This is a genomic window from Salmonella sp. 3C, from assembly GCF_025426275.1.
Taxonomy (GTDB): domain Bacteria; phylum Pseudomonadota; class Gammaproteobacteria; order Enterobacterales; family Enterobacteriaceae; genus Salmonella; species Salmonella enterica.
On record NZ_CP104858.1, the window covers coordinates 1,284,413 to 1,305,471 of the forward strand.

Annotated in this window: 37 protein-coding genes and 1 pseudogene; 4 read left to right on the forward strand and 34 right to left on the reverse strand. The window is 50.5% G+C overall.

The features are described 5' to 3' along the window. Nucleotides 1-15 precede the first annotated feature (15 nt). From rsmB to mscL, 3 genes are all read left to right on the forward strand, one after another. Complete coding sequence (gene rsmB, locus N7E69_RS06125) at nt 16-1,305, forward strand: 16S rRNA (cytosine(967)-C(5))-methyltransferase RsmB (RefSeq protein ID WP_000744615.1); 1,290 nt, start codon at nt 16-18, stop codon at nt 1,303-1,305. A gap of 21 nt (nt 1,306-1,326) precedes the next feature. Beyond that, nucleotides 1,327-2,703 carry a Trk system potassium transporter TrkA gene (gene trkA / locus N7E69_RS06130; protein ID WP_000691374.1) on the forward strand — a complete coding sequence of 459 codons (1,377 nt, stop codon included), beginning with the start codon at nt 1,327-1,329 and terminating at the stop codon, nt 2,701-2,703. A 141-nt stretch (nt 2,704-2,844) separates the two neighbouring features. Beyond that, nucleotides 2,845-3,258, forward strand: a complete 414-nt coding sequence (gene mscL, locus N7E69_RS06135; RefSeq protein WP_000008119.1) for a large-conductance mechanosensitive channel protein MscL — start codon at nt 2,845-2,847, stop codon at nt 3,256-3,258. A 1-nt stretch (nt 3,259) separates the two neighbouring features. Here the strand turns inward: mscL and N7E69_RS06140 are convergent. The 31 genes and pseudogenes from N7E69_RS06140 to rpsJ form a co-directional block, all read right to left on the reverse strand. Further along, nucleotides 3,260-3,463: pseudogene (locus tag N7E69_RS06140) on the reverse strand (alternative ribosome-rescue factor A); the annotation flags it as partial. A 57-nt stretch (nt 3,464-3,520) separates the two neighbouring features. Beyond that, nucleotides 3,521-3,946, reverse strand: coding sequence for a Zn(2+)-responsive transcriptional regulator (gene zntR / locus N7E69_RS06145; RefSeq protein WP_000285585.1), 426 nt, complete (start codon nt 3,944-3,946; stop codon nt 3,521-3,523). Nucleotides 3,947-3,956: 10 nt separating this feature from the next. Then, the gene (locus N7E69_RS06150) at nt 3,957-4,325 is read right to left on the reverse strand and encodes a DUF1992 domain-containing protein (protein ID WP_000266515.1); all 369 of its coding nucleotides are present in this window, start codon (nt 4,323-4,325) and stop codon (nt 3,957-3,959) included. Nucleotides 4,326-4,432: 107 nt separating this feature from the next. Further along, entirely contained in the window at nt 4,433-4,816 is a 384-nt protein-coding gene (gene rplQ, locus N7E69_RS06155) for a 50S ribosomal protein L17 (RefSeq protein ID WP_001216370.1), read from the reverse strand. Nucleotides 4,817-4,856: 40 nt separating this feature from the next. Next, nucleotides 4,857-5,846, reverse strand: coding sequence for a DNA-directed RNA polymerase subunit alpha (locus N7E69_RS06160; protein WP_001162094.1), 990 nt, complete (start codon nt 5,844-5,846; stop codon nt 4,857-4,859). 25 nt (nt 5,847-5,871) lie between these two features. Beyond that, nucleotides 5,872-6,492 carry a 30S ribosomal protein S4 gene (rpsD, locus tag N7E69_RS06165; protein WP_000135226.1) on the reverse strand — a complete coding sequence of 207 codons (621 nt, stop codon included), beginning with the start codon at nt 6,490-6,492 and terminating at the stop codon, nt 5,872-5,874. A 33-nt stretch (nt 6,493-6,525) separates the two neighbouring features. Continuing rightward, on the reverse strand, nt 6,526-6,915 hold the full coding sequence (gene rpsK, locus N7E69_RS06170) for a 30S ribosomal protein S11 (RefSeq protein ID WP_001029758.1): 390 nt from the start codon (nt 6,913-6,915) through the stop codon (nt 6,526-6,528). A gap of 16 nt (nt 6,916-6,931) precedes the next feature. Beyond that, entirely contained in the window at nt 6,932-7,288 is a 357-nt protein-coding gene (rpsM, locus tag N7E69_RS06175; RefSeq protein WP_000090780.1) for a 30S ribosomal protein S13, read from the reverse strand. A 146-nt stretch (nt 7,289-7,434) separates the two neighbouring features. Further along, nucleotides 7,435-7,551, reverse strand: coding sequence for a 50S ribosomal protein L36 (gene rpmJ, locus N7E69_RS06180; protein WP_000868187.1), 117 nt, complete (start codon nt 7,549-7,551; stop codon nt 7,435-7,437). 31 nt (nt 7,552-7,582) lie between these two features. Next, nucleotides 7,583-8,914 carry a preprotein translocase subunit SecY gene (secY, locus tag N7E69_RS06185; protein WP_001118864.1) on the reverse strand — a complete coding sequence of 444 codons (1,332 nt, stop codon included), beginning with the start codon at nt 8,912-8,914 and terminating at the stop codon, nt 7,583-7,585. 7 nt (nt 8,915-8,921) lie between these two features. Further along, nucleotides 8,922-9,356, reverse strand: coding sequence for a 50S ribosomal protein L15 (rplO, locus tag N7E69_RS06190; protein ID WP_001238917.1), 435 nt, complete (start codon nt 9,354-9,356; stop codon nt 8,922-8,924). A 3-nt stretch (nt 9,357-9,359) separates the two neighbouring features. After that, nucleotides 9,360-9,539: a 50S ribosomal protein L30 gene (rpmD, locus tag N7E69_RS06195; protein WP_001140434.1), complete on the reverse strand. Its 180-nt coding sequence runs from the start codon at nt 9,537-9,539 to the stop codon at nt 9,360-9,362. 3 nt (nt 9,540-9,542) lie between these two features. Next, nucleotides 9,543-10,046, reverse strand: coding sequence for a 30S ribosomal protein S5 (gene rpsE, locus N7E69_RS06200; protein ID WP_000940121.1), 504 nt, complete (start codon nt 10,044-10,046; stop codon nt 9,543-9,545). A 14-nt stretch (nt 10,047-10,060) separates the two neighbouring features. After that, nucleotides 10,061-10,414 carry a 50S ribosomal protein L18 gene (rplR, locus tag N7E69_RS06205; RefSeq protein ID WP_000358956.1) on the reverse strand — a complete coding sequence of 118 codons (354 nt, stop codon included), beginning with the start codon at nt 10,412-10,414 and terminating at the stop codon, nt 10,061-10,063. A gap of 9 nt (nt 10,415-10,423) precedes the next feature. Continuing rightward, a complete protein-coding gene (gene rplF, locus N7E69_RS06210; protein WP_000091938.1) occupies nt 10,424-10,957 on the reverse strand; it encodes a 50S ribosomal protein L6 in 534 nt (177 codons plus the stop codon). Between the two features lie 12 nt (nt 10,958-10,969). Then, nucleotides 10,970-11,362 carry a 30S ribosomal protein S8 gene (gene rpsH / locus N7E69_RS06215; RefSeq protein ID WP_000062611.1) on the reverse strand — a complete coding sequence of 131 codons (393 nt, stop codon included), beginning with the start codon at nt 11,360-11,362 and terminating at the stop codon, nt 10,970-10,972. A 33-nt stretch (nt 11,363-11,395) separates the two neighbouring features. Then, complete coding sequence (rpsN, locus tag N7E69_RS06220; protein WP_001118932.1) at nt 11,396-11,701, reverse strand: 30S ribosomal protein S14; 306 nt, start codon at nt 11,699-11,701, stop codon at nt 11,396-11,398. Nucleotides 11,702-11,715: 14 nt separating this feature from the next. Beyond that, on the reverse strand, nt 11,716-12,255 hold the full coding sequence (gene rplE / locus N7E69_RS06225; RefSeq protein WP_001096206.1) for a 50S ribosomal protein L5: 540 nt from the start codon (nt 12,253-12,255) through the stop codon (nt 11,716-11,718). A 14-nt stretch (nt 12,256-12,269) separates the two neighbouring features. Then, a complete protein-coding gene (rplX, locus tag N7E69_RS06230) occupies nt 12,270-12,584 on the reverse strand; it encodes a 50S ribosomal protein L24 (protein ID WP_000729185.1) in 315 nt (104 codons plus the stop codon). A gap of 10 nt (nt 12,585-12,594) precedes the next feature. Then, a complete protein-coding gene (gene rplN, locus N7E69_RS06235) occupies nt 12,595-12,966 on the reverse strand; it encodes a 50S ribosomal protein L14 (protein ID WP_000613954.1) in 372 nt (123 codons plus the stop codon). Between the two features lie 163 nt (nt 12,967-13,129). After that, nucleotides 13,130-13,384, reverse strand: a complete 255-nt coding sequence (gene rpsQ / locus N7E69_RS06240; RefSeq protein WP_000130101.1) for a 30S ribosomal protein S17 — start codon at nt 13,382-13,384, stop codon at nt 13,130-13,132. Continuing rightward, nucleotides 13,384-13,575 (reverse strand): 50S ribosomal protein L29, encoded by a 192-nt coding sequence (gene rpmC, locus N7E69_RS06245; RefSeq protein ID WP_000644742.1) that lies wholly within the window; start codon nt 13,573-13,575, stop codon nt 13,384-13,386. The genes rpsQ and rpmC overlap by 1 nt, the downstream gene beginning before the upstream one ends. Continuing rightward, a complete protein-coding gene (rplP, locus tag N7E69_RS06250; RefSeq protein WP_000941208.1) occupies nt 13,575-13,985 on the reverse strand; it encodes a 50S ribosomal protein L16 in 411 nt (136 codons plus the stop codon). The genes rpmC and rplP overlap by 1 nt, the downstream gene beginning before the upstream one ends. Nucleotides 13,986-13,997: 12 nt before the next feature. Beyond that, the gene (gene rpsC / locus N7E69_RS06255; RefSeq protein ID WP_000529945.1) at nt 13,998-14,699 is read right to left on the reverse strand and encodes a 30S ribosomal protein S3; all 702 of its coding nucleotides are present in this window, start codon (nt 14,697-14,699) and stop codon (nt 13,998-14,000) included. Between the two features lie 17 nt (nt 14,700-14,716). After that, nucleotides 14,717-15,049: a 50S ribosomal protein L22 gene (gene rplV / locus N7E69_RS06260; RefSeq protein WP_000447529.1), complete on the reverse strand. Its 333-nt coding sequence runs from the start codon at nt 15,047-15,049 to the stop codon at nt 14,717-14,719. A 14-nt stretch (nt 15,050-15,063) separates the two neighbouring features. Continuing rightward, nucleotides 15,064-15,342: a 30S ribosomal protein S19 gene (rpsS, locus tag N7E69_RS06265; protein ID WP_001138115.1), complete on the reverse strand. Its 279-nt coding sequence runs from the start codon at nt 15,340-15,342 to the stop codon at nt 15,064-15,066. Nucleotides 15,343-15,358: 16 nt separating this feature from the next. Further along, nucleotides 15,359-16,180, reverse strand: coding sequence for a 50S ribosomal protein L2 (gene rplB, locus N7E69_RS06270; RefSeq protein WP_000301869.1), 822 nt, complete (start codon nt 16,178-16,180; stop codon nt 15,359-15,361). 17 nt (nt 16,181-16,197) lie between these two features. After that, nucleotides 16,198-16,500, reverse strand: coding sequence for a 50S ribosomal protein L23 (rplW, locus tag N7E69_RS06275; protein ID WP_000617546.1), 303 nt, complete (start codon nt 16,498-16,500; stop codon nt 16,198-16,200). After that, entirely contained in the window at nt 16,497-17,102 is a 606-nt protein-coding gene (gene rplD / locus N7E69_RS06280) for a 50S ribosomal protein L4 (RefSeq protein WP_000424395.1), read from the reverse strand. The genes rplW and rplD overlap by 4 nt, the downstream gene beginning before the upstream one ends. A 10-nt stretch (nt 17,103-17,112) precedes the next feature. After that, entirely contained in the window at nt 17,113-17,742 is a 630-nt protein-coding gene (gene rplC / locus N7E69_RS06285; protein WP_000579838.1) for a 50S ribosomal protein L3, read from the reverse strand. A 32-nt stretch (nt 17,743-17,774) separates the two neighbouring features. Next, nucleotides 17,775-18,086, reverse strand: coding sequence for a 30S ribosomal protein S10 (rpsJ, locus tag N7E69_RS06290; RefSeq protein ID WP_001181005.1), 312 nt, complete (start codon nt 18,084-18,086; stop codon nt 17,775-17,777). Nucleotides 18,087-18,465: 379 nt separating this feature from the next. On the opposite strand from rpsJ, the gene hopD reads away from it, so the two are divergent. Then, nucleotides 18,466-18,933 carry a prepilin peptidase gene (gene hopD / locus N7E69_RS06295; protein WP_000495849.1) on the forward strand — a complete coding sequence of 156 codons (468 nt, stop codon included), beginning with the start codon at nt 18,466-18,468 and terminating at the stop codon, nt 18,931-18,933. Here hopD and bfr read toward each other — a convergent pair. The 3 genes from bfr to tuf form a co-directional block, all read right to left on the reverse strand. Continuing rightward, nucleotides 18,930-19,406 carry a bacterioferritin gene (bfr, locus tag N7E69_RS06300; protein ID WP_000675530.1) on the reverse strand — a complete coding sequence of 159 codons (477 nt, stop codon included), beginning with the start codon at nt 19,404-19,406 and terminating at the stop codon, nt 18,930-18,932. The two genes, hopD and bfr, sit on opposite strands and share 4 nt — an antisense overlap. 72 nt (nt 19,407-19,478) lie before the next feature. After that, entirely contained in the window at nt 19,479-19,673 is a 195-nt protein-coding gene (gene bfd / locus N7E69_RS06305) for a bacterioferritin-associated ferredoxin (protein ID WP_000289082.1), read from the reverse strand. A 184-nt stretch (nt 19,674-19,857) separates the two neighbouring features. After that, on the reverse strand, nt 19,858-21,042 hold the full coding sequence (gene tuf, locus N7E69_RS06310; protein WP_000031748.1) for an elongation factor Tu: 1,185 nt from the start codon (nt 21,040-21,042) through the stop codon (nt 19,858-19,860). Between the last annotated feature and the right edge of the window lie 17 nt (nt 21,043-21,059).

Sequence of the window (21,059 nt, forward strand, 5' to 3'; positions counted from 1 at the left end):
TTTTATTTTATACATATGAAAAAACAAAACAATTTACGTAGTCTGGCGGCACAGGCCGTTGAACAGGTCGTCGAGCAGGGACAATCATTAAGTAATGTGCTCCCGCCGCTGCAACAAAAAGTCGCCGATAAAGACAAAGCGCTACTTCAGGAGCTGTGCTTTGGCGTCCTGCGCACTCTTTCACAGCTGGAATGGCTGATCAATAAGCTGATGTCTCGTCCAATGACCGGCAAGCAGCGAACAGTGCATTACTTAATTATGGTCGGCTTTTATCAGTTGCTGTACACCCGCGTTCCTCCCCATGCGGCGCTGGCTGAAACCGTTGAAGGCGCGGTCTCCATCAAACGTCCGCAGTTGAAAGGGTTAATTAACGGCGTCCTGCGCCAGTTTCAGCGCCAGCAGGAAACGTTGCTTAATGAGTTTGCGACCAGCGATGCGCGCTTTTTACATCCCGGTTGGCTGGTAAAGCGTTTGCAAAATGCTTACCCCACACAGTGGCAACGCATTATTGAAGCGAATAACCAGCGTCCGCCTATGTGGCTACGTGTAAATCGTACACACCACACCCGCGACGGTTGGCTTGGCTTACTTGAAGACGCAGGCATGAAGGGATATCCCCATCCCGATTATCCCGACGCTGTACGTCTGGAGACGCCAGCTCCGGTACATGCTTTACCCGGTTTTGCTGAGGGTTGGGTAACTGTCCAGGATGCCTCTGCGCAGGGATGTGCGGTTTTTCTCGCTCCTCAGAACGGTGAGCACATTTTAGACTTATGCTCCGCGCCCGGCGGTAAAACTACGCATATTCTCGAAGTGGCCCCCGAAGCAGACGTGTTGGCGGTTGATATTGATGAACAACGGCTCTCCCGCGTTTACGACAACCTAAAGCGTCTTGGGATGAAAGCGACAGTTAAACAAGGGGATGGACGTTATCCCGCCCAATGGTGCGGCGAGCAGCAGTTTGACCGTATTCTGCTGGATGCGCCCTGCTCCGCAACCGGCGTCATTCGCCGTCATCCAGATATCAAATGGCTGCGTCGCGATCGCGATATCGTGGAACTGGCGCAATTACAGGCGGAAATTCTTGATGCCGTCTGGCCGCGCCTGAAGCCCGGCGGGACGCTGGTTTACGCCACCTGTTCCGTACTGCCGGAAGAAAACCGCGATCAGATCAAAACCTTTTTGCAACGCACTCCCGATGCCGCGCTCAGCGAAACAGGAACACCTGATCAGCCAGGACAGCAGAATCTGCCGGGCGGCGAAGAAGGTGATGGGTTCTTTTACGCTAAGCTAATCAAGAAGTGATGAGATAACGGGCCACGACTGATGAAAATTATCATACTGGGCGCAGGGCAAGTTGGCGGAACACTGGCGGAAAACCTGGTCGGCGAAAACAACGACATCACGGTGGTTGATACCAACGGCGAACGATTACGCAGTTTGCAAGATAAGTTCGATCTACGCGTAGTTCAGGGGCATGGTTCGCATCCCCGCGTGTTGCGCGAAGCGGGCGCTGACGATGCGGATATGCTGGTCGCTGTCACCAGTTCAGATGAAACTAATATGGTTGCCTGTCAGGTAGCCTATTCACTCTTCAACACTCCAAACCGTATCGCCCGCATTCGCTCCCCGGACTATGTTCGCGATGCGGATAAACTCTTTCATTCTGAAGCGGTTCCGATTGATCATCTGATCGCGCCGGAGCAGTTGGTTATCGATAATATTTATCGTCTGATCGAGTATCCGGGAGCATTACAGGTTGTAAACTTTGCCGAAGGGAAAGTCAGTCTGGCAGTAGTTAAAGCCTACTATGGCGGTCCACTAATAGGTAACGCGCTCTCGACAATGCGAGAGCATATGCCGCATATCGATACCCGCGTTGCCGCAATTTTCCGCCATGACAGACCAATCCGTCCTCAGGGCTCGACTATCGTGGAAGCAGGGGATGAAGTCTTCTTTATTGCGGCTTCACAGCATATCCGTGCAGTAATGAGCGAATTACAGCGTCTGGAAAAACCCTACAAGCGCATCATGCTGGTGGGCGGCGGCAATATCGGCGCCGGGCTGGCAAGGCGTCTGGAAAAAGACTATAGCGTTAAATTGATCGAACGCGATCAACAACGCGCCGCAGAATTGGCTGAGAAACTGCAAAACACGATCGTCTTTTTTGGCGACGCTTCCGATCAGGAATTGCTGGCGGAGGAGCATATTGATCAGGTCGATCTCTTTATCGCGGTCACTAACGATGATGAAGCCAATATCATGTCCGCGATGTTGGCTAAGCGGATGGGCGCCAAGAAAGTGATGGTGTTGATCCAACGTCGCGCTTATGTCGATCTTGTGCAGGGTAGCGTTATAGATATTGCGATTTCTCCGCAGCAGGCCACCATCTCTGCATTACTGAGCCATGTGCGTAAAGCGGATATCGTCGGCGTTTCCTCACTACGTCGCGGGGTTGCCGAAGCCATCGAAGCCGTCGCGCACGGCGATGAAAGCACTTCCCGCGTGGTTGGCCGCGTCATTGACGAAATTAAACTGCCGCCAGGCACCATTATTGGCGCGGTGGTGCGTGGAAATGATGTCATGATCGCTAATGACAATTTGCGCATTGAACAAGGCGATCACGTCATTATGTTTTTGACCGATAAAAAGTTTATTACCGACGTCGAACGTCTGTTCCAGCCAAGTCCTTTCTTCCTCTAATTTAAGGGGCGCTCATTCAGCGCCCTTTTTAATTCCCTTTATTTATCAAGGATTAATTTATTTCGCTAAACAGAAGCCGTAAATGGAAAATGCCTTAGCATTTGTTAAACTTATAACGTCAGATGCATAGGGAGAATAAAAATGAGTTTTATTAAAGAATTTCGCGAATTCGCGATGCGCGGGAATGTTGTGGATTTGGCAGTGGGTGTCATTATTGGCGCGGCATTCGGTAAGATTGTTTCTTCACTGGTTGCCGATATCATTATGCCGCCGTTGGGATTGTTAATCGGCGGGATCGACTTTAAACAATTTGCTTTTACGTTACGCGAAGCGCAGGGAGATATTCCGGCGGTCGTCATGCATTACGGCGTGTTTATCCAGAACGTATTTGATTTTGTGATTGTGGCCTTTGCTATCTTTGTTGCCATTAAGCTTATCAACAGACTCAACCGTAAAAAAGCAGAAGAGCCGGCAGCTCCGCCAGCGCCTTCTAAAGAGGAAGTGTTATTGGGCGAAATCCGCGATCTGCTGAAAGAACAAAATAACCGTTCTTAATAAGCAGAAGGCCAGTGGTAAAAAAGTTATTTACTTTCTTGCCACTGGCCTCCCAGTTCCCTCGATTACCGTGTTTACCTTTGCGCAGATAGCTTCCTTTGCCTTTCTTATTTTTTTCAACGCGTTGCCTGAAAAGGGGATCGTGCAGTAATGCCTCGATGGCATTGTCCTTTATCTGCCCTTTCTTATGTTGATAACGACTCATAATGTCTCCCGATTGTATAAATTAACGGCGCGAGTGTAGCCCCGCCGGTTCAATAAATCAACATCCTGATTTCGCTCCACTGGCCCCCTGTTCCAGGGCTTCCAGAATGGAACAATAGACGCTACTGTGGGCCGTTCCGCAACAAGCATCATTAAGCCTTTGTAACGAACGCTGCATCGTTTGCAGTTCCGCAATCCTGGCTTCAACCTCCTGCAATCGCTCTTGCACAATACTTTTTGACTCCTGACAGGTATGGTGCTCAGGATCAATTCGGATCGATAAAAGCTCGCGGATCGAGTCGAGCGTGAAACCCAACTGTCGCGCATAACGAATAAACTTGAGACGCTGCAGATCGTTTTCGGTATACAGACGAAACCCGCCTTCAGTACGTACCTCATGATCCATCATCTGCTGTTTTTCATAGTAGCGAATGGTATCAGGCGTTACGTCTGCCAGCTTTGCCAGCTCACCAATGCGATACATACAAGCTCCGTTAATTATCGTTGATTTTATGCAGCAGTTTTTCTGCATACTCACCGTGTAAAAAGTCGGTACTCAACCCAGCCTGCCGAAGTTTTAGTTCAAGCAGGGAGAGCTGGCGACTAACCTGATGGTATCGAGGGTCATCTTCCCGGATACTGTTGAGGATATCAAGTAACTGAATAGCGTCTCTGCGCTGCTCCAGTTCAGGGGGAAGACAGCCCGCATTCTTGAGTAAGCGATAACCCGCACGAAGTTCCGCCGGCACATGAGAATCATCATCCAGAATAAGCGGCTCGCCACGGCCAGGCAAATTATCAAACTCGCCTTTACGCTGTGCCTCGATAATATGACGCTCTGCCCACTGGTCAAGTAACCACATACGTCGCTCCAGGGATTGAACGAAAAGAATACAATTATTGTAGATATGTGGGGTTCAGGAGGATATAAAAAAACCCGCCGAAGCGGGTTTTTTTACGTTACTACAGATTACTCTGCAGCAGCTTCTGTTTTCTCTGAACGATCAACCAGCTCGATGTATGCCATCGGCGCGTTGTCGCCTGCACGGAAGCCACACTTCAGAATGCGAGTGTAACCACCGGCGCGGCTCGCGAAACGCGGGCCCAGCTCGTTAAACAGTTTTGCCACGATCTCGTTATCACGAGTACGGGCGAATGCCAGACGACGATTAGCAACGCTATCAGTCTTGGCAAGAGTAATCAGCGGCTCAACTACGCGACGCAGCTCTTTCGCTTTAGGCAGGGTCGTCTTGATGATTTCATGACGAACCAGTGAACCTGCCATGTTGCGGAACATAGCCTGGCGATGGCTGCTGTTGCGGTTCAGTTGACGACCACTCTTACGATGGCGCATGACCTTATCCTTCTCAGTAAAACCTTAACCTGTGATCCGGTTACTCGTCAGCGATGCTTGCCGGTGGCCAGTTTTCCAGGCGCATACCCAGAGACAGTCCACGGGAAGCCAGCACGTCTTTAATCTCGGTAAGAGATTTTTTACCCAGGTTAGGCGTCTTAAGAAGCTCAACCTCGGTACGCTGTACCAGATCACCGATATAGTGGATAGCTTCTGCCTTGAGGCAGTTAGCAGAGCGGACAGTCAATTCCAGATCGTCAACAGGGCGCAGCAGGATCGGATCGAATTCTGGTTTCTCTTCTTTCACTTCCGGTTGACGTACATCACGTAAATCAACGAAAGCTTCCAGTTGTTCAGCCAGGATGGTTGCCGCACGACGAATCGCCTCTTCAGGATCGATTGTGCCGTTGGTTTCCATTTCGATGACCAGCTTGTCCAGGTCGGTACGCTGTTCTACACGCGCTGCTTCAACATTGTAGGCAATACGCTCTACAGGGCTGTAGCAGGCGTCGACCAGCAGACGGCCGATTGGGCGCTCATCTTCTTCCGAATGAATTCGGGTAGAAGCCGGCACATAACCACGACCGCGCTGAACTTTGATACGCATACTAATAGACGCGTTTTCATCGGTCAGGTGGCAGATCACGTGCTGCGGCTTGACGATTTCGACATCCCCATCATGGGTGATATCGGCTGCAGTCACAGGGCCAATGCCAGATTTATTCAAGGTAAGAATAACTTCATCTTTACCCTGAACTCTCACCGCCAGCCCTTTCAGGTTGAGCAGGATTTCCAGGATGTCTTCCTGAACGCCTTCTTTGGTGCTGTACTCATGTAGTACACCATCAATCTCAACCTCGGTCACCGCGCAACCCGGCATCGATGAGAGCAGAATACGGCGCAGTGCGTTACCCAGAGTATGGCCGAAGCCACGCTCTAAAGGCTCAAGGGTCACCTTGGCGTGCGTCGAACTCACTTGCTCGATATCTACCAGGCGCGGTTTTAGAAACTCTGTCACAGAACCCTGCATTGTGTCCTCTCTTTGGTACTAAGCTTTACTTGGAGTAAAGCTCGACGATCAGGTGTTCGTTAATGTCCGCAGACAGATCAGAACGCTCAGGCTTACGCTTGTACGTACCTTCCATCTTGCCAGCATCAACTTCCAGCCAGGTTGGCTTTTCACGCTGCTCAGCCAGCTCCAGAGCGGCTTTCACGCGAGACTGCTTCTTCGCTTTCTCACGAATGCTAACAACGTCATTCGGACTAACCTGATAAGAAGCGATGTTAACAACACGACCGTTTACCATAATTGCTTTATGGCTAACCAGCTGACGTGCTTCCGCACGAGTGGCGCCGAAGCCCATACGGTATACAACGTTGTCCAGACGACCTTCCAGCAGAGCCAACAGGTTTTCACCGGTGTTGCCTTTCAGACGTGCTGCTTCTTTGTAGTAGTTACGGAACTGACGCTCCAGCACACCGTAAATGCGGCGAACTTTTTGCTTTTCACGCAACTGCACACCATAGTCAGACAGACGCGGCTTACGCGCACCGTGCTGGCCAGGAGCTTGTTCAATTTTACACTTGGTATCGATCGCGCGAACGCCAGACTTAAGGAATAAGTCGGTGCCCTCACGACGGCTCAGCTTGAGCTTAGGACCCAAATATCTTGCCATTTTCTTTCTCCAACTAACCTGGAAAACGAAGCGTTATACGCGACGTTTTTTCGGCGGACGACAACCGTTATGAGGGATCGGAGTCACATCAGTAATATTAGTGATGCGGAAACCAGCGGCGTTCAGAGCACGAATAGTAGATTCGCGGCCTGGACCCGGACCTTTAACCATAACTTCCAGATTCTTGATACCGTATTCTTTCACGGCGTCAGCGCAACGCTCTGCTGCAACCTGAGCTGCAAACGGAGTGGATTTGCGAGAACCACGGAAACCGGAACCACCGGCTGTTGCCCAACCCAGCGCATTACCCTGACGATCGGTAATAGTCACGATGGTGTTGTTGAAAGAAGCATGGATATGAGCCACGCCGTCAGAGACTTGTTTTCTTACACGTTTACGTGCGCGAACTGGTGCCTTTGCCATTATTCAATCACCCCGATTATTTCTTGATCGGTTTGCGCGGACCCTTACGGGTACGAGCGTTGGTCTTGGTACGCTGACCGCGAACCGGGAGACCACGACGATGACGCAAACCGCGATAGCAACCAAGATCCATCAGGCGCTTGATGCTCATGCTGATTTCACGGCGCAGATCACCTTCAACGACAAATTTGGCAACTTCGTCACGCAGCGTGTCGATTTGTTCTTCAGACAGCTCACTGATCTTAACATTTTCAGCGATACCCGCTGCAGCCAAGATGGCTTTAGAACGGGTCTTGCCGACACCGTAGATCGAAGTTAACGCGATCACGGCGTGTTTCTGATCAGGAATGTTAATGCCTGCTATACGGGCCACTATGCACTCCTACTATTTAATATGTACGTACCATGCTGAAAAGCCCGTTTTCAGGATACTCAAATGGAAACGTACAGACATACAAAAGATTGGCTGGCTAATCTAGCCAGCTCAACCCAACTTTGCAAGAAAAATATGCGAAAAAATCAGCCTTGGCGCTGTTTATGCTTCGGCTCGGCACTGCAAATCACACGGATGACACCATCACGCTTAACGATTTTGCAGTTACGGCATAATTTCTTGACGGAAGCACGAACTTTCATTTTTACTCTCCGTAACTTCTCAGGCGACCAATTAACGGCCGTAGCCTTTCAGGTTCGCCTTCTTCAATGCAGACTCATACTGACTGGACATCATCAGAGTTTGCACTTGAGCCATAAAGTCCATAATCACGACAACAACGATAAGCAGTGAGGTCCCACCGAAGTAGAACGGCACTTTCATTGCATCACGCATGAACTCCGGGATCAGGCAGATAAAGGTAATATACAGCGCACCAACCAGGGTCAGGCGGGTCATTACTTTATCGATATACTTCGCCGTTTGCTCTCCCGGACGAATTCCTGGTACAAATGCACCGGACTTCTTCAGGTTATCTGCTGTTTCACGCGGGTTGAAAACCAACGCCGTGTAGAAGAAACAGAAGAAGATGATTGCAGACGCATAGAGTAACACATAAAGCGGTTGCCCAGGCTGCAAATACAGCGAAATTGTTGTCAGCCAGTTCCAACCAGTACCGCCCCCGAACCATGACGCGATGGTCGCCGGGAACAGAATAATACTGGAAGCGAAGATTGCCGGGATTACCCCCGCCATATTCACTTTCAGCGGTAAATGTGTGCTCTGTGCAGCATAGACACGACGACCTTGCTGACGTTTGGCGTAGTTTACCACAATACGGCGTTGACCACGTTCAACGAATACTACAAAGAACGTCACTGCAAATACTAATACTGCAACCAACAGCAACACGAGGAAGTGCAGGTCGCCTTGACGCGCTTGCTCGATAGTATGGGCAATGGCTGGCGGGAGTCCCGCAACGATACCAGCGAAGATGATGATTGAGATACCGTTACCGATACCGCGCTCAGTAATCTGTTCGCCGAGCCACATCAGGAACATGGTTCCTGTAACCAGACTTACAACAGCGGTGAAATAGAATGCAAAGCCTGGATTCATCACCAGGCCCTGCATACCAGGCATATTCGGCAAACCGGTAGCAATACCGATCGACTGGAATATCGCCAGCACCAGAGTACCGTAACGGGTGTACTGGCTGATCTTACGACGACCAGACTCCCCTTCTTTCTTAATTTCTGCCAGCGTTGGATGAACCACCGTCAACAGCTGGATAATGATCGACGCCGAAATATACGGCATGATCCCCAGGGCAAAGATAGAAGCACGGCTGAGAGCACCACCAGAGAACATGTTAAACATTTCAATGATGGTGCCTCGCTGTTGCTCAAGCAGTTTGGCAAGTACAGCGGCATCAATACCAGGGATCGGAATAAAAGAGCCAATACGGAACACAATCAGCGCGCCGATAACAAACAGCAGTCTGCGTTTCAGCTCACCTAAGCCACCTTTGGCACTTTGAAAATCTAATCCCGGTTGTTTAGCCATCTGCTACTTATTCCTCGATTTTACCGCCAGCAGCTTCGATAGCAGCACGAGCGCCTTTAGTAACACGCAGGCCACGAACAGTTACCGGAGTAGTGACTTCGCCAGCCAGGATCACTTTCGCGAACTCGATCTGGATACCGATAATGTTTGCCGCTTTCAGCGTGTTCAGGTCTACAACGCCGCCTTCTACTTTCGCCAGGTCAGACAGACGAACTTCGGCTGTAATCGCTGCTTTGCGAGAAGTGAAGCCGAATTTCGGCAGACGACGGTACAGAGGCATCTGACCACCCTCGAAACCGCGACGTACGCCACCGCCAGAACGAGACTTCTGACCTTTGTGACCACGACCACCGGTTTTACCGAGGCCAGAACCGATACCACGCCCCAGGCGTTTACCCGCCTTTTTGGAGCCTTCGGCCGGAGACAGAGTATTTAAACGCATCTCTTACTCCTCAACTTTAACCATGAAGGAAACCGCGTTGACCATACCACGAACAGCAGGAGTATCCTCGCGCTCTACGGTGTGGCCAATACGACGCAGACCCAGGCCAAGCAGCGTTGCCTTGTGTTTCGGCAGACGACCGATTGCACTGCGGGTTTGAGTAATTTTAATAGTCTTTGCCATGGTTTATTTCCCCAGAATTTCTTCAACGGATTTACCACGCTTGGCAGCGACCATTTCTGGAGAATTCATATTTTCCAGGCCATCAATAGTTGCACGAACCACGTTGATCGGGTTGGTGGAACCGTATGCTTTAGCCAGAACGTTATGAACCCCAGCAACTTCCAGAACGGCGCGCATTGCACCACCGGCGATGATACCGGTACCTTCGGAAGCTGGCTGCATGAATACACGAGACCCCGTGTGAACACCTTTAACCGGGTGCTGCAGGGTGCCGTTGTTCAGCGCGACGTTAATCATATTGCGACGGGCTTTTTCCATCGCTTTCTGGATCGCTGCTGGAACTTCACGCGCTTTACCGTAACCAAAACCTACGCGACCGTTACCATCGCCTACTACAGTCAGAGCTGTGAAGGAGAAAATACGACCACCTTTAACGGTTTTAGATACGCGGTTTACCGCGATCAGCTTTTCCTGCAGTTCGCCAGCTTGTTTTTCGATGTGAGCCATCTTACACCTCTACCTTAGAACTGAAGGCCAGCTTCACGGGCAGCATCTGCCAGTGCCTGGACACGACCATGATATTGGAACCCGGAACGGTCAAAGGACACATCTTTGATGCCTTTTTCCAGAGCGCGTTCAGCGACAGCTTTACCCACAGCTGCAGCCGCGTCTTTGTTACCGGTGTACTTCAGTTGTTCAGCGATAGCTTTTTCTACAGTAGAAGCAGCTACCAGAACTTCAGAACCGTTCGGTGCAATTACCTGTGCGTAAATATGACGCGGGGTACGATGTACCACCAGGCGAGTTGCGCCCAGCTCTTTGAGCTTGCGGCGTGCGCGGGTCGCACGACGGATACGAGCAGATTTCTTATCCATAGTGTTACCTTACTTCTTCTTAGCCTCTTTGGTACGCACGACTTCGTCGGCGTAACGAACACCCTTGCCTTTGTAAGGCTCAGGACGACGGTAGGCGCGCAGATCTGCTGCAACCTGGCCGATCACCTGCTTATCAGCGCCTTTCAGCACGATTTCAGCTTGAGTCGGACATTCAGCAGTAATACCTGCCGGCAGCTGATGGTCAACCGGGTGAGAGAAACCTAAAGACAGGTTTACTACATTCCCTTTAACCGCTGCACGATAACCTACACCAACCAGCTGCAGCTTCTTAGTGAAGCCTTCGGTAACACCGATAACCATTGAGTTCAGCAGGGCACGCGCGGTACCAGCCTGTGCCCAACCGTCTGCGTAACCATCACGCGGACCGAAGGTCAGTGCATTATCTGCATGTTTAACTTCAACAGCATCGTTGAGAGTACGAGTCAGCTCGCCGTTTTTACCTTTGATCGTAATAACCTGACCGTTGATTTTGACATCAACGCCGGCAGGAACAACGACCGGTGCTTTAGCAACACGAGACATTTTTTCCTCCGATTAGGCTACGTAGCAGATAATTTCGCCACCAAGACCAGCCTGGCGCGCTGCACGATCAGTCATAACACCTTTAGAGGTAGAAACAACTGCGATACCCAGACCGGCCATAACTTTCGGCAGCTCATCTTTACGTTTGTAGATGCGCAGACCTGGGCGGCTGACACGCTGAATGCTTTCTACAACAGCTTTACCCTGGAAATACTTAAGAGTCAGTTCCAGTTCCGGCTTGGTGTCGCCTTCAACTTTAAAATCTTCAATAAAACCTTCTTCCTTCAGCACGTTGGCAATTGCCACTTTCAGCTTGGAGGAAGGCATGGTGACCGCAGCTTTGTTCGCGGCCTGACCGTTACGGATACGGGTCAGCATATCCGCGATCGGATCTTGCATGCTCATCTGTCTTTACTCCCGTGATTCAATTGGTGACAATTACCAGCTAGCCTTTTTCAGACCCGGAATTTCACCGCGCATAGCGGCTTCACGGACCTTAATACGGCTCAACCCGAACTTCCGCAGGAAAGCGTGCGGACGACCAGTTTGACGGCAGCGGTTACGCTGACGTGACGGGCTGGAATCACGCGGCAGAGTCTGCAGCTTAAGAACCGCATTCCAACGATCTTCGTCGGTTGCGTTCACATCAGAGATGATCGCTTTCAGTTCAGCGCGTTTCGCGAAGTATTTATCAGCTAAAGCTACGCGTTTTACTTCGCGTGCTTTCATTGATTGCTTAGCCATTTAGTAACCCTACCTTACTTGCGGAACGGGAAGTCAAAGGCAGCCAGCAGAGCACGGCCTTCTTCGTCAGATTTCGCAGTAGTGGTAATGGTAATATCCAAACCACGAACGCGGTCGACTTTATCGTAGTCGATTTCTGGGAAGATGATCTGCTCACGGACACCCATGCTGTAGTTACCACGACCGTCGAATGACTTAGCGGACAAGCCACGGAAGTCACGGATACGAGGAACAGCAATAGTGATCAGGCGCTCAAAGAACTCCCACATGCGTTCGCCACGCAGAGTTACTTTACAGCCGATCGGATAGCCCTGACGGATTTTGAAGCCTGCAACAGATTTGCGTGCTTTGGTGATCAACGGTTTTTGACCGGAGATTGCTGTCAGGTCTGCTGCTGCGTTATCCAGCAGTTTCTTGTCAGCGATCGCTTCACCAACACCCATGTTCAGGGTGATCTTCTCGACCCGAGGGACTTGCATGACAGAATTGTAGTTAAACTCAGTCATGAGTTTGTTAACTACTTCGTCTTTGTAGTAATCATGCAGTTTCGCCATCGTACTACTCCAAATTACTTGATAGTTTCGCTGTTAGACTTGAAGAAACGGACTTTTTTGCCGTCTTCGAATCTAAAGCCTACACGGTCAGCCTTGCCGGTTGCCGCATTGAAGATTGCAACGTTAGAAACCTGAATTGCAGCTTCTTTTTCAACGATGCCGCCCGGTTGGTTCAGAGCCGGAACCGGCTTCTGGTGTTTCTTAACCAGGTTGATACCTTCAACAATGACCTTGCCGGAAGACAGGACATTCTTAACTTTACCGCGTTTACCTTTATCTTTACCGGTTAACACGATAACTTCGTCATCACGACGGATTTTCGCTGCCATGATTCGCTCCTTAGAGTACTTCTGGTGCCAGAGAGATAATTTTCATGAACTTCTCGTTACGAAGTTCACGAGTTACCGGCCCAAAAATACGCGTACCGATAGGCTGCTCGCTGTTATTGTTTAAAATAACGCATGCATTACCATCGAAGCGAATGACAGAACCGTCCGGGCGACGAACACCCTTCTTGGTGCGCACCACTACCGCCTTCAGCACATCACCTTTTTTGACCTTACCACGCGGAATCGCTTCTTTGATGGTGATCTTAATGATGTCGCCTACGCCTGCGTAGCGACGGTGCGAGCCACCCAGAACCTTGATACACATTACGCGACGTGCACCGGAGTTGTCGGCGACGTTCAGCATAGTCTGTTCTTGGATCATTTTAGTGCTCCGCTAATGTCAACTACTACTGAGACCCGAAAATCAGGTCGTTAAAAAAACCCCATATCGAGGGCGCGGCATTATAACACCGCAAATCAGATATGGGTAGAAAAAATAAACGGCCCATCGCTGAGCCGTTTATTCGTTGAGAATGCGTACTGTATTACAGAACCGCTTTCTCTACAACGCGAACCAGAGTCCAGGATTTGGTCTTGGACAGCGGACGGCATTCGCGGATTTCAACCACGTCGCCGATACCGCATTCGTTGTTCTCGTCATGTACGTGCATTTTGGTCGTACGCTTGATGAATTTACCGTAGATCGGGTGTTTCACAAAACGTTCGATAGCAACAACAATGGATTTCTCCATTTTGTCGCTAACCACGCGACCTTGCAGAGTACGGATTTTATCGGTCATTACGCACCCGCCTTCTCAGTCAGTAAAGTCTTAACGCGTGCGACATCACGACGCACTTGCTTCAACAGGTGAGACTGTTGCAGCTGGCCACTTGCAGCCTGCATACGCAGGTTGAACTGCTCACGCAGCAGGTTCAGTAGCTCGGTGTTCAGCTCTTCAACGCTCTTCTCACGCAGCTCTTTTGCTTTCATTACATCACCGTCTTAGTTACAAAGGTGGTTTTAATCGGCAGTTTCGCTGCTGCCAGCTTGAATGCTTCACGGGCCAGCTCTTCCGGTACGCCGTCCATTTCATACAGGACTTTACCCGGCTGAATCAAGGCAACCCAATACTCCACGTTACCTTTACCTTTACCCATACGCACTGCCAGCGGCTTTTCAGTGATCGGTTTGTCCGGGAATACACGGATCCAGATCTTACCTTGACGCTTAACTGCACGGGTCATAGCACGACGTGCTGCTTCGATCTGACGGGCAGTCAGACGACCACGGCCAACAGCTTTCAGGCCGAAGCTGCCGAAGCTAACATCCGCGCCTGCAGCCAGACCACGGTTGCGGCCTTTGTGCATTTTACGGAATTTTGTACGCTTTGGTTGTAACATCAGCGACGCTCCTTATTTACGGCCTTTACGCTGCTGCTTTTTCGGTTGAGCAGCCGGTTTTTCCGGTTGTTCAACAGCAGCCATACCACCCAGGATCTCGCCTTTGAAGATCCACACTTTAACGCCGATTACACCATAAGTGGTGTGCGCTTCAGAGGTGTTGTAGTCGATGTCAGCACGCAGAGTGTGCAGCGGTACGCGACCTTCGCGGTACCATTCGGTACGTGCGATTTCCGCGCCGCCCAGACGGCCGCTAACTTCAACTTTGATACCTTTAGCGCCCAGACGCATGGCGTTCTGTACAGCACGCTTCATCGCACGACGGAACATAACGCGACGTTCCAGCTGAGAAGTGATGCTGTCAGCAACCAGTTTAGCGTCCAGTTCAGGTTTACGAACTTCGGCGATGTTGATCTGTGCAGGAACGCCAGCGATATCCGCTACGACCTTACGCAGTTTTTCTACGTCTTCACCTTTTTTACCGATAACGATACCCGGGCGAGCGGTGTGAATAGTCACACGGATGCTCTTAGCCGGACGCTCGATAACGATACGAGATACAGACGCTTTAGCCAGTTCCTTCGTCAGGTACTGACGTACTTTAAAATCGCTGTCCAGGTTGTCAGCGAATTCTTTGGTGTTCGCAAACCAGGTAGAGTTCCATGGTTTTACAATACCCAGGCGAATACCATTAGGATGTACTTTCTGACCCATTGCTAGTCTCCAGAGTCTCAGCGATCGGACACAACCACAGTGATGTGGCTGGTGCGCTTCAGGATGCGATCTGCACGACCTTTTGCACGCGGCATAATGCGCTTCATGCTCGGGCCTTCGTCTACGAAAATTTTCGTAACTTTCAGATCGTCAATGTCAGCGCCATCGTTGTGTTCAGCGTTAGCAATGGCAGATTCCAGAACTTTCTTGACCAGTACAGCCGCTTTCTTGTTGGTGTAGGTCAGAATATCCAGAGCCTGCGACACTTTCTTACCGCGAATCAGGTCAGCAACAAGGCGAACCTTCTGAGCAGAAGAACGAGCATGGCGATGTTTAGCGATAGTTTCCATCTCTTCCTCCTACCTTATTTCTTCTTCGCTTTTTTATCAGCAGCGTGGCCGCGATAAGTACGAGTCGGTGCGAATTCACCCAGTTTGTGACCGACCATTTCGTCGGAAACAAATACCGGAACGTGCTGACGACCATTATGGACAGCGATGGTCAAACCGATCATGTTAGGAAAGATCGTTGAACGACGGGACCAGGTGCGCAGGGGCTTCTTGTCTCCGCTTTCCACCGCTTTCTCTACCTTCTTCAGCAAGTGCAGGTCAATAAAAGGACCTTTCTTGAGAGAACGTGGCATGGCTTATCCTCTAAAATTATTTGCTACGGCGACGTACGATGAATTTATCAGTACGCTTGTTGCTGCGGGTCTTCTTACCTTTGGTCTGAACGCCCCACGGAGTTACCGGGTGCTTACCAAAGTTACGACCTTCACCACCACCATGTGGGTGGTCTACTGGGTTCATCGCAGTACCGCGAACGGTAGGACGAACGCCACGCCAGCGTGCAGCACCTGCTTTACCCAGAACGCGCAGCATATGCTCAGCATTGCCAACTTCGCCCAGGGTTGCACGGCAGTCTGCTTCGACTTTACGCATTTCACCAGAACGCAGACGCAGGGTGACATAAGCGCCATCGCGAGCAACGATCTGAACGTAAGTACCAGCGGAACGTGCCAGCTGACCGCCTTTACCTGGTTTCATTTCTACGTTATGAACGGTAGAACCAACCGGGATATTGCGCATCGGCAGGGTGTTGCCTGCTTTGATTGCAGCATCAACGCCAGACTGAATCTGGTCGCCAGCTTTCAGGCCTTTCGGGGCCAGGATGTAACGGCGTTCGCCGTCTTTGTACAGAACCAGCGCGATGTTCGCGGAACGGTTCGGATCGTACTCAAGACGTTCAACAACTGCCGGGATACCGTCTTTGTTGCGTTTGAAGTCAACAATACGATAAGCCTGTTTGTGACCACCACCGATATGACGAGTGGTGATACGGCCATTGTTGTTACGACCACCGGATTTGCTGTTTTTTTCAACCAGCGGAGCAAAAGGTTTGCCCTTGTGCAGCTCTGGGTTGACCACTTTAACGACGTGGCGACGACCCGGAGATGTCGGTTTACATTTAACAACTGCCATTGTATTACTCCTCCGACTTACTCAGCGCCGCCGACGAAGTCCAGATTCTGGCCTTCTTTCAGGGTGACGTAAGCTTTTTTCCAGTCGCTACGACGACCGATACGCTGTCCGTGACGTTTAACTTTCCCTTTAACGACCAGGGTGTTAACGACTTCGACTTCGACTTCAAACAGTTTCTGCACAGCAGCTTTGATTTCTGCTTTGGTCGCGTCTTTAGCAACTTTGAGAACGATGGTGTTGGTTTTTTCCATCGCAGTAGACGCTTTTTCAGAAACGTGCGGTGCGCGCAGCACCTTCAGCAGACGTTCTTCACGAATCATGCCAGCATCTCCTCAACTTGCTTAACAGCATCAGCAGTCATTACGACTTTGTCGAAGGCGATCAGGCTAACCGGGTCGATACCAGTCGCATCGCGTACGTCAACCTTGTGCAGGTTACGTGCGGCCAGGAACAGGTTCTCGTCCAGCTCACCGGTGATGATCAGCACATCTTCCAGAGCCATGTCTTTCAGTTTCTGTGCCAGCAGCTTAGTTTTCGGCGCTTCTACAGAGAACTTCTCGACAACGATCAGACGATCCTGACGTACCAGTTCGGACAGGATGCTTTTCAGCGCGCCGCGGTACATCTTCTTGTTAACTTTTTGACTGTGGTCCTGCGGACGAGCAGCGAAGGTCACGCCACCGGAACGCCAGATCGGGCTCTTGATAGAACCTGAACGCGCACGGCCAGTGCCTTTCTGGCGCCACGGTTTTTTACCGGAACCAGTTACTTCAGCACGAGTCTTCTGAGCACGAGTACCCTGACGAGCACCAGCTGCATAAGCAACAACAACCTGGTGAACCAGCGCTTCGTTGAAATCACGACCGAAGGTAGTTTCGGAAACAGTCAGCGCGCTCTGCGCGTCTTTCAATACTAATTCCATTGCTATCCCCTTACGCCTTCACAGCTGGTTTAACGATCAGGTCGCAACCGGTTGCACCCGGAACACCACCCTTAACCAGCAGCAGGTTGCGCTCAGCGTCAACGCGTACTACGTCAAGGCTCTGAACGGTTACGCGCTCATTACCCATCTGACCTGCCATTTTCTTGCCTTTGAACACTTTGCCCGGAGTCTGGTTCTGACCGATAGAACCCGGAACGCGGTGAGACAAGGAGTTACCGTGAGTAGCGTCCTGGGTACGGAAGTTCCAGCGCTTAACGGTACCAGCGAAACCTTTACCTTTAGAGGTACCGGTTACGTCAACTTTTTTAACGTCAGCAAACAGTTCAACGCTGATGCTCTGACCTACGGTGTATTCTTCGCCTTCAGCCAGACGGAATTCCCACAGACCACGGCCAGCTTCTACGCCAGCTTTAGCAAAGTGACCCGCTTCCGGCTTGGTGACACGGTTAGCTTTTTTAGCACCCGTAGTAACCTGAACAGCGCGGTAGCCATCGTTAGCCAGGTCTTTAACCTGAGTAACACGGTTTGCTTCAACTTCGATTACGGTTACTGGGATAGAGACGCCATCTTCAGTGAAGATGCGGGTCATACCCACTTTTTTACCGACTAAACCAATCATTGTATCAACCTCTCAATCGCTCGATGACCTGATTAACCCAGGCTGATCTGCACGTCTACACCGGCAGCCAGGTCCAGACGCATCAGAGCATCAACGGTTTTCTCGGTTGGCTCAACGATGTCAACCAGACGCTTGTGAGTGCGAATTTCGTACTGATCGCGCGCATCTTTGTTAACGTGCGGAGAGATCAGAACGGTAAAGCGCTCTTTGCGGGTCGGCAGCGGGATCGGACCGCGAACCTGCGCACCAGTGCGCTTGGCAGTCTCGACGATTTCCGCGGTTGATTGATCGATCAGACGATGATCAAACGCTTTCAGGCGGATACGGATTCTTTGGTTCTGCATGAGACCAGAGCTCCAATTATTTTATAAACGAAAATGATTACTCCTCACACCCATTACGATTGATGGGAGAGTGTAACCGTTCTTACGTAGCTCCCCGATTGGGAGCATTGTTAAATAGCCAAATCGGCTATTCGAGGTTCAAATCGAACCTGCCGTCAATTACGACAAGCCCGCGCATTATACGTAAATCTCAGCCTGACGCAAGTGTCGGATAGAAATTAAGCGCTTTATTCTTATGCGAGCACGATTCCAGATGGTACGCATGGGATGGTAACGCGCATCTTTTCTTTGGAAGGCATCAGGCAAACCTGGCAATACGTCGTTGTCGCTGTCGCATAAATCTATAAAGGTGAGCACAAGCCTTGACGAGGATTTGCTTATGTTTGTTGCCCTCCCCTTTCTCATTTTTTATGCGTCGTTCTCTTTATTACTTGGCATATACGACGCGCGTACCGGTCTGTTGCCTGACCGGTTTACCTGTCCATTACTGTGGGGTGGTCTGCTTTATCACCAGATTTGCCTGCCGGAGCGTTTACCGGATGCGCTTTGGGGTGCTATCGCCGGCTATGGCGGATTCGCGTTAATTTACTGGGGCTATCGCCTGCGTTATCAGAAAGAGGGGCTTGGATATGGCGACGTCAAGTACCTCGCTGCCTTAGGGGCGTGGCATTGTTGGGAAACACTGCCGTTACTGGTTTTCCTTGCCGCCATGTTGGCCTGTGGCAGGTTTGGCGTCGCGCTACTGGTGAGAGGTAAATCGGCATTAATAAACCCGCTACCTTTTGGGCCATGGCTGGCGGTGGCGGGTTTCATAACAGGTTGGAAAGTTTTCTTTCCAGACGGTTAATCGGTAACCTTAATTTGTGATTGCAGATAATTTTGCATACCAAGTTTGGCAATCAAATCCAGCTCAGTTTCCAGCCAGTCGATGTGGCCTTCCTCGTCGGCAAGAATTTCAATCATCATATCCCGGCTGACATAATCATGAACGCTATCGGCATAGGCTATTGCCTCACGTAGATCTTTTGCGCCTTCCAGTTCGAGTCGGAGATCCGATCGTAGCATCTCTTCGACATCTTCACCGATGCCCAGCTTGCCCAGATCCTGTAGGTTCGGTATGCCTTCCAGAAATAAAATACGCTCAATATACTTATCGGCGTGTTTCATCTCATCAATGGATTCATGGTACTCAACATCATTAAGCCGGGTCAGGCCCCAGTTTTTGAACATACGGGCATGAAGAAAATACTGATTAATTGCGACAAGCTCATTTCCCAACAGTTTATTGAGATAATTTATGATTTTAACATCACCTTTCATTTTATAGTCCCTCCGCTTCCACTCTCTAGAGCGTAGATGGGGCTACAGGGATGTCAAAAAAAAGAGTGTGACTCAGGCGATCTCTTTAAATTCCGGCATTTGCGTTAACTCATCCTGCATCACTTCTCGCGCGGCGCGAATACACTTACCACATTGATTTCCCACAGGAATAAATTTACGTAACTGTTGAAATGACTGTGGATGAAATTGTCGTACAGCCTGGCGGATTTTTTTATCGCTTATACCATTACACAAACAAACGTACATGATCGCTCCCGTTCAATTTCCGCACAAAGTGTAAATGAGAATGGTTATGATTACAATAGCACAAAGCGATTTACGCCACGGGAGAAGCGTTAAAAAAGGCTAATAAATATAACAGCGGCTAAATAGCAGGCAACAAAAAGGGCGCCGAAGCGCCCTCTTCAATTCAAAACTAATTAACGAGTAATTAGCCCAGAACTTTAGCAACAACGCCCGCGCCAACAGTACGGCCGCCTTCACGGATTGCGAAACGCAGACCGTCGTCCATTGCGATCGGGTGGATCAGGGTAACAACCATTTTGATGTTGTCGCCCGGCATTACCATCTCTACGCCTTCCGGCAGTTCGATGGTGCCAGTCACGTCAGTAGTACGGAAGTAGAACTGCGGACGGTAGCCTTTGAAGAACGGAGTATGACGGCCGCCTTCATCTTTGGACAGAATGTACACTTCAGATTCGAACTTGGTGTGCGGCTTGATGGTGCCCGGCTTAGCCAGTACCTGACCACGTTCGATTTCTTCACGTTTGATACCACGCAGCAGAACACCTACGTTCTCACCGGCACGGCCTTCGTCCAGCAGTTTGCGGAACATTTCAACGCCAGTACAGGTAGACTTCTGAGTCTCTTTGATACCAACGATTTCAACTTCTTCGCCCACTTTGATGATACCGCGTTCTACACGACCGGTAACAACGGTACCACGACCGGAGATGGAGAATACGTCTTCGATCGGCAGCAGGAACGGCTTGTCAATCGCACGCTCTGGTTCCGGGATGTAAGAGTCCAGGAAGCCAGCCAGTTCGATGATTTTCGCTTCCCACTCTGCGTCGCCTTCCAGCGCTTTCAGAGCAGAACCACGAACGATCGGCGTGTCGTCGCCCGGGAAGTCGTACTGAGACAGAAGTTCACGAACTTCCATTTCAACCAGTTCCAGCAGCTCTTCGTCATCAACCATGTCGCATTTGTTCAGGAACACGATGATGTACGGAACGCCTACCTGACGACCCAGCAGGATGTGCTCACGGGTCTGCGGCATCGGGCCGTCAGTCGCAGCAACAACCAGGATCGCGCCGTCCATCTGAGCAGCACCGGTGATCATGTTTTTAACATAGTCAGCGTGCCCCGGGCAGTCTACGTGTGCGTAGTGGCGGGTCGGGGTATCGTATTCAACGTGAGAAGTGTTGATGGTGATACCACGCGCTTTTTCTTCCGGAGCGTTATCGATCTGGTCGAATGCACGAGCAGCACCGCCGTAGGTTTTAGCCAGTACGGTGGTGATTGCAGCGGTCAGGGTAGTTTTACCGTGGTCAACGTGGCCGATGGTGCCGACGTTAACGTGCGGTTTTGTACGTTCAAATTTTTCTTTAGACACGGCTATATTCCTTACTA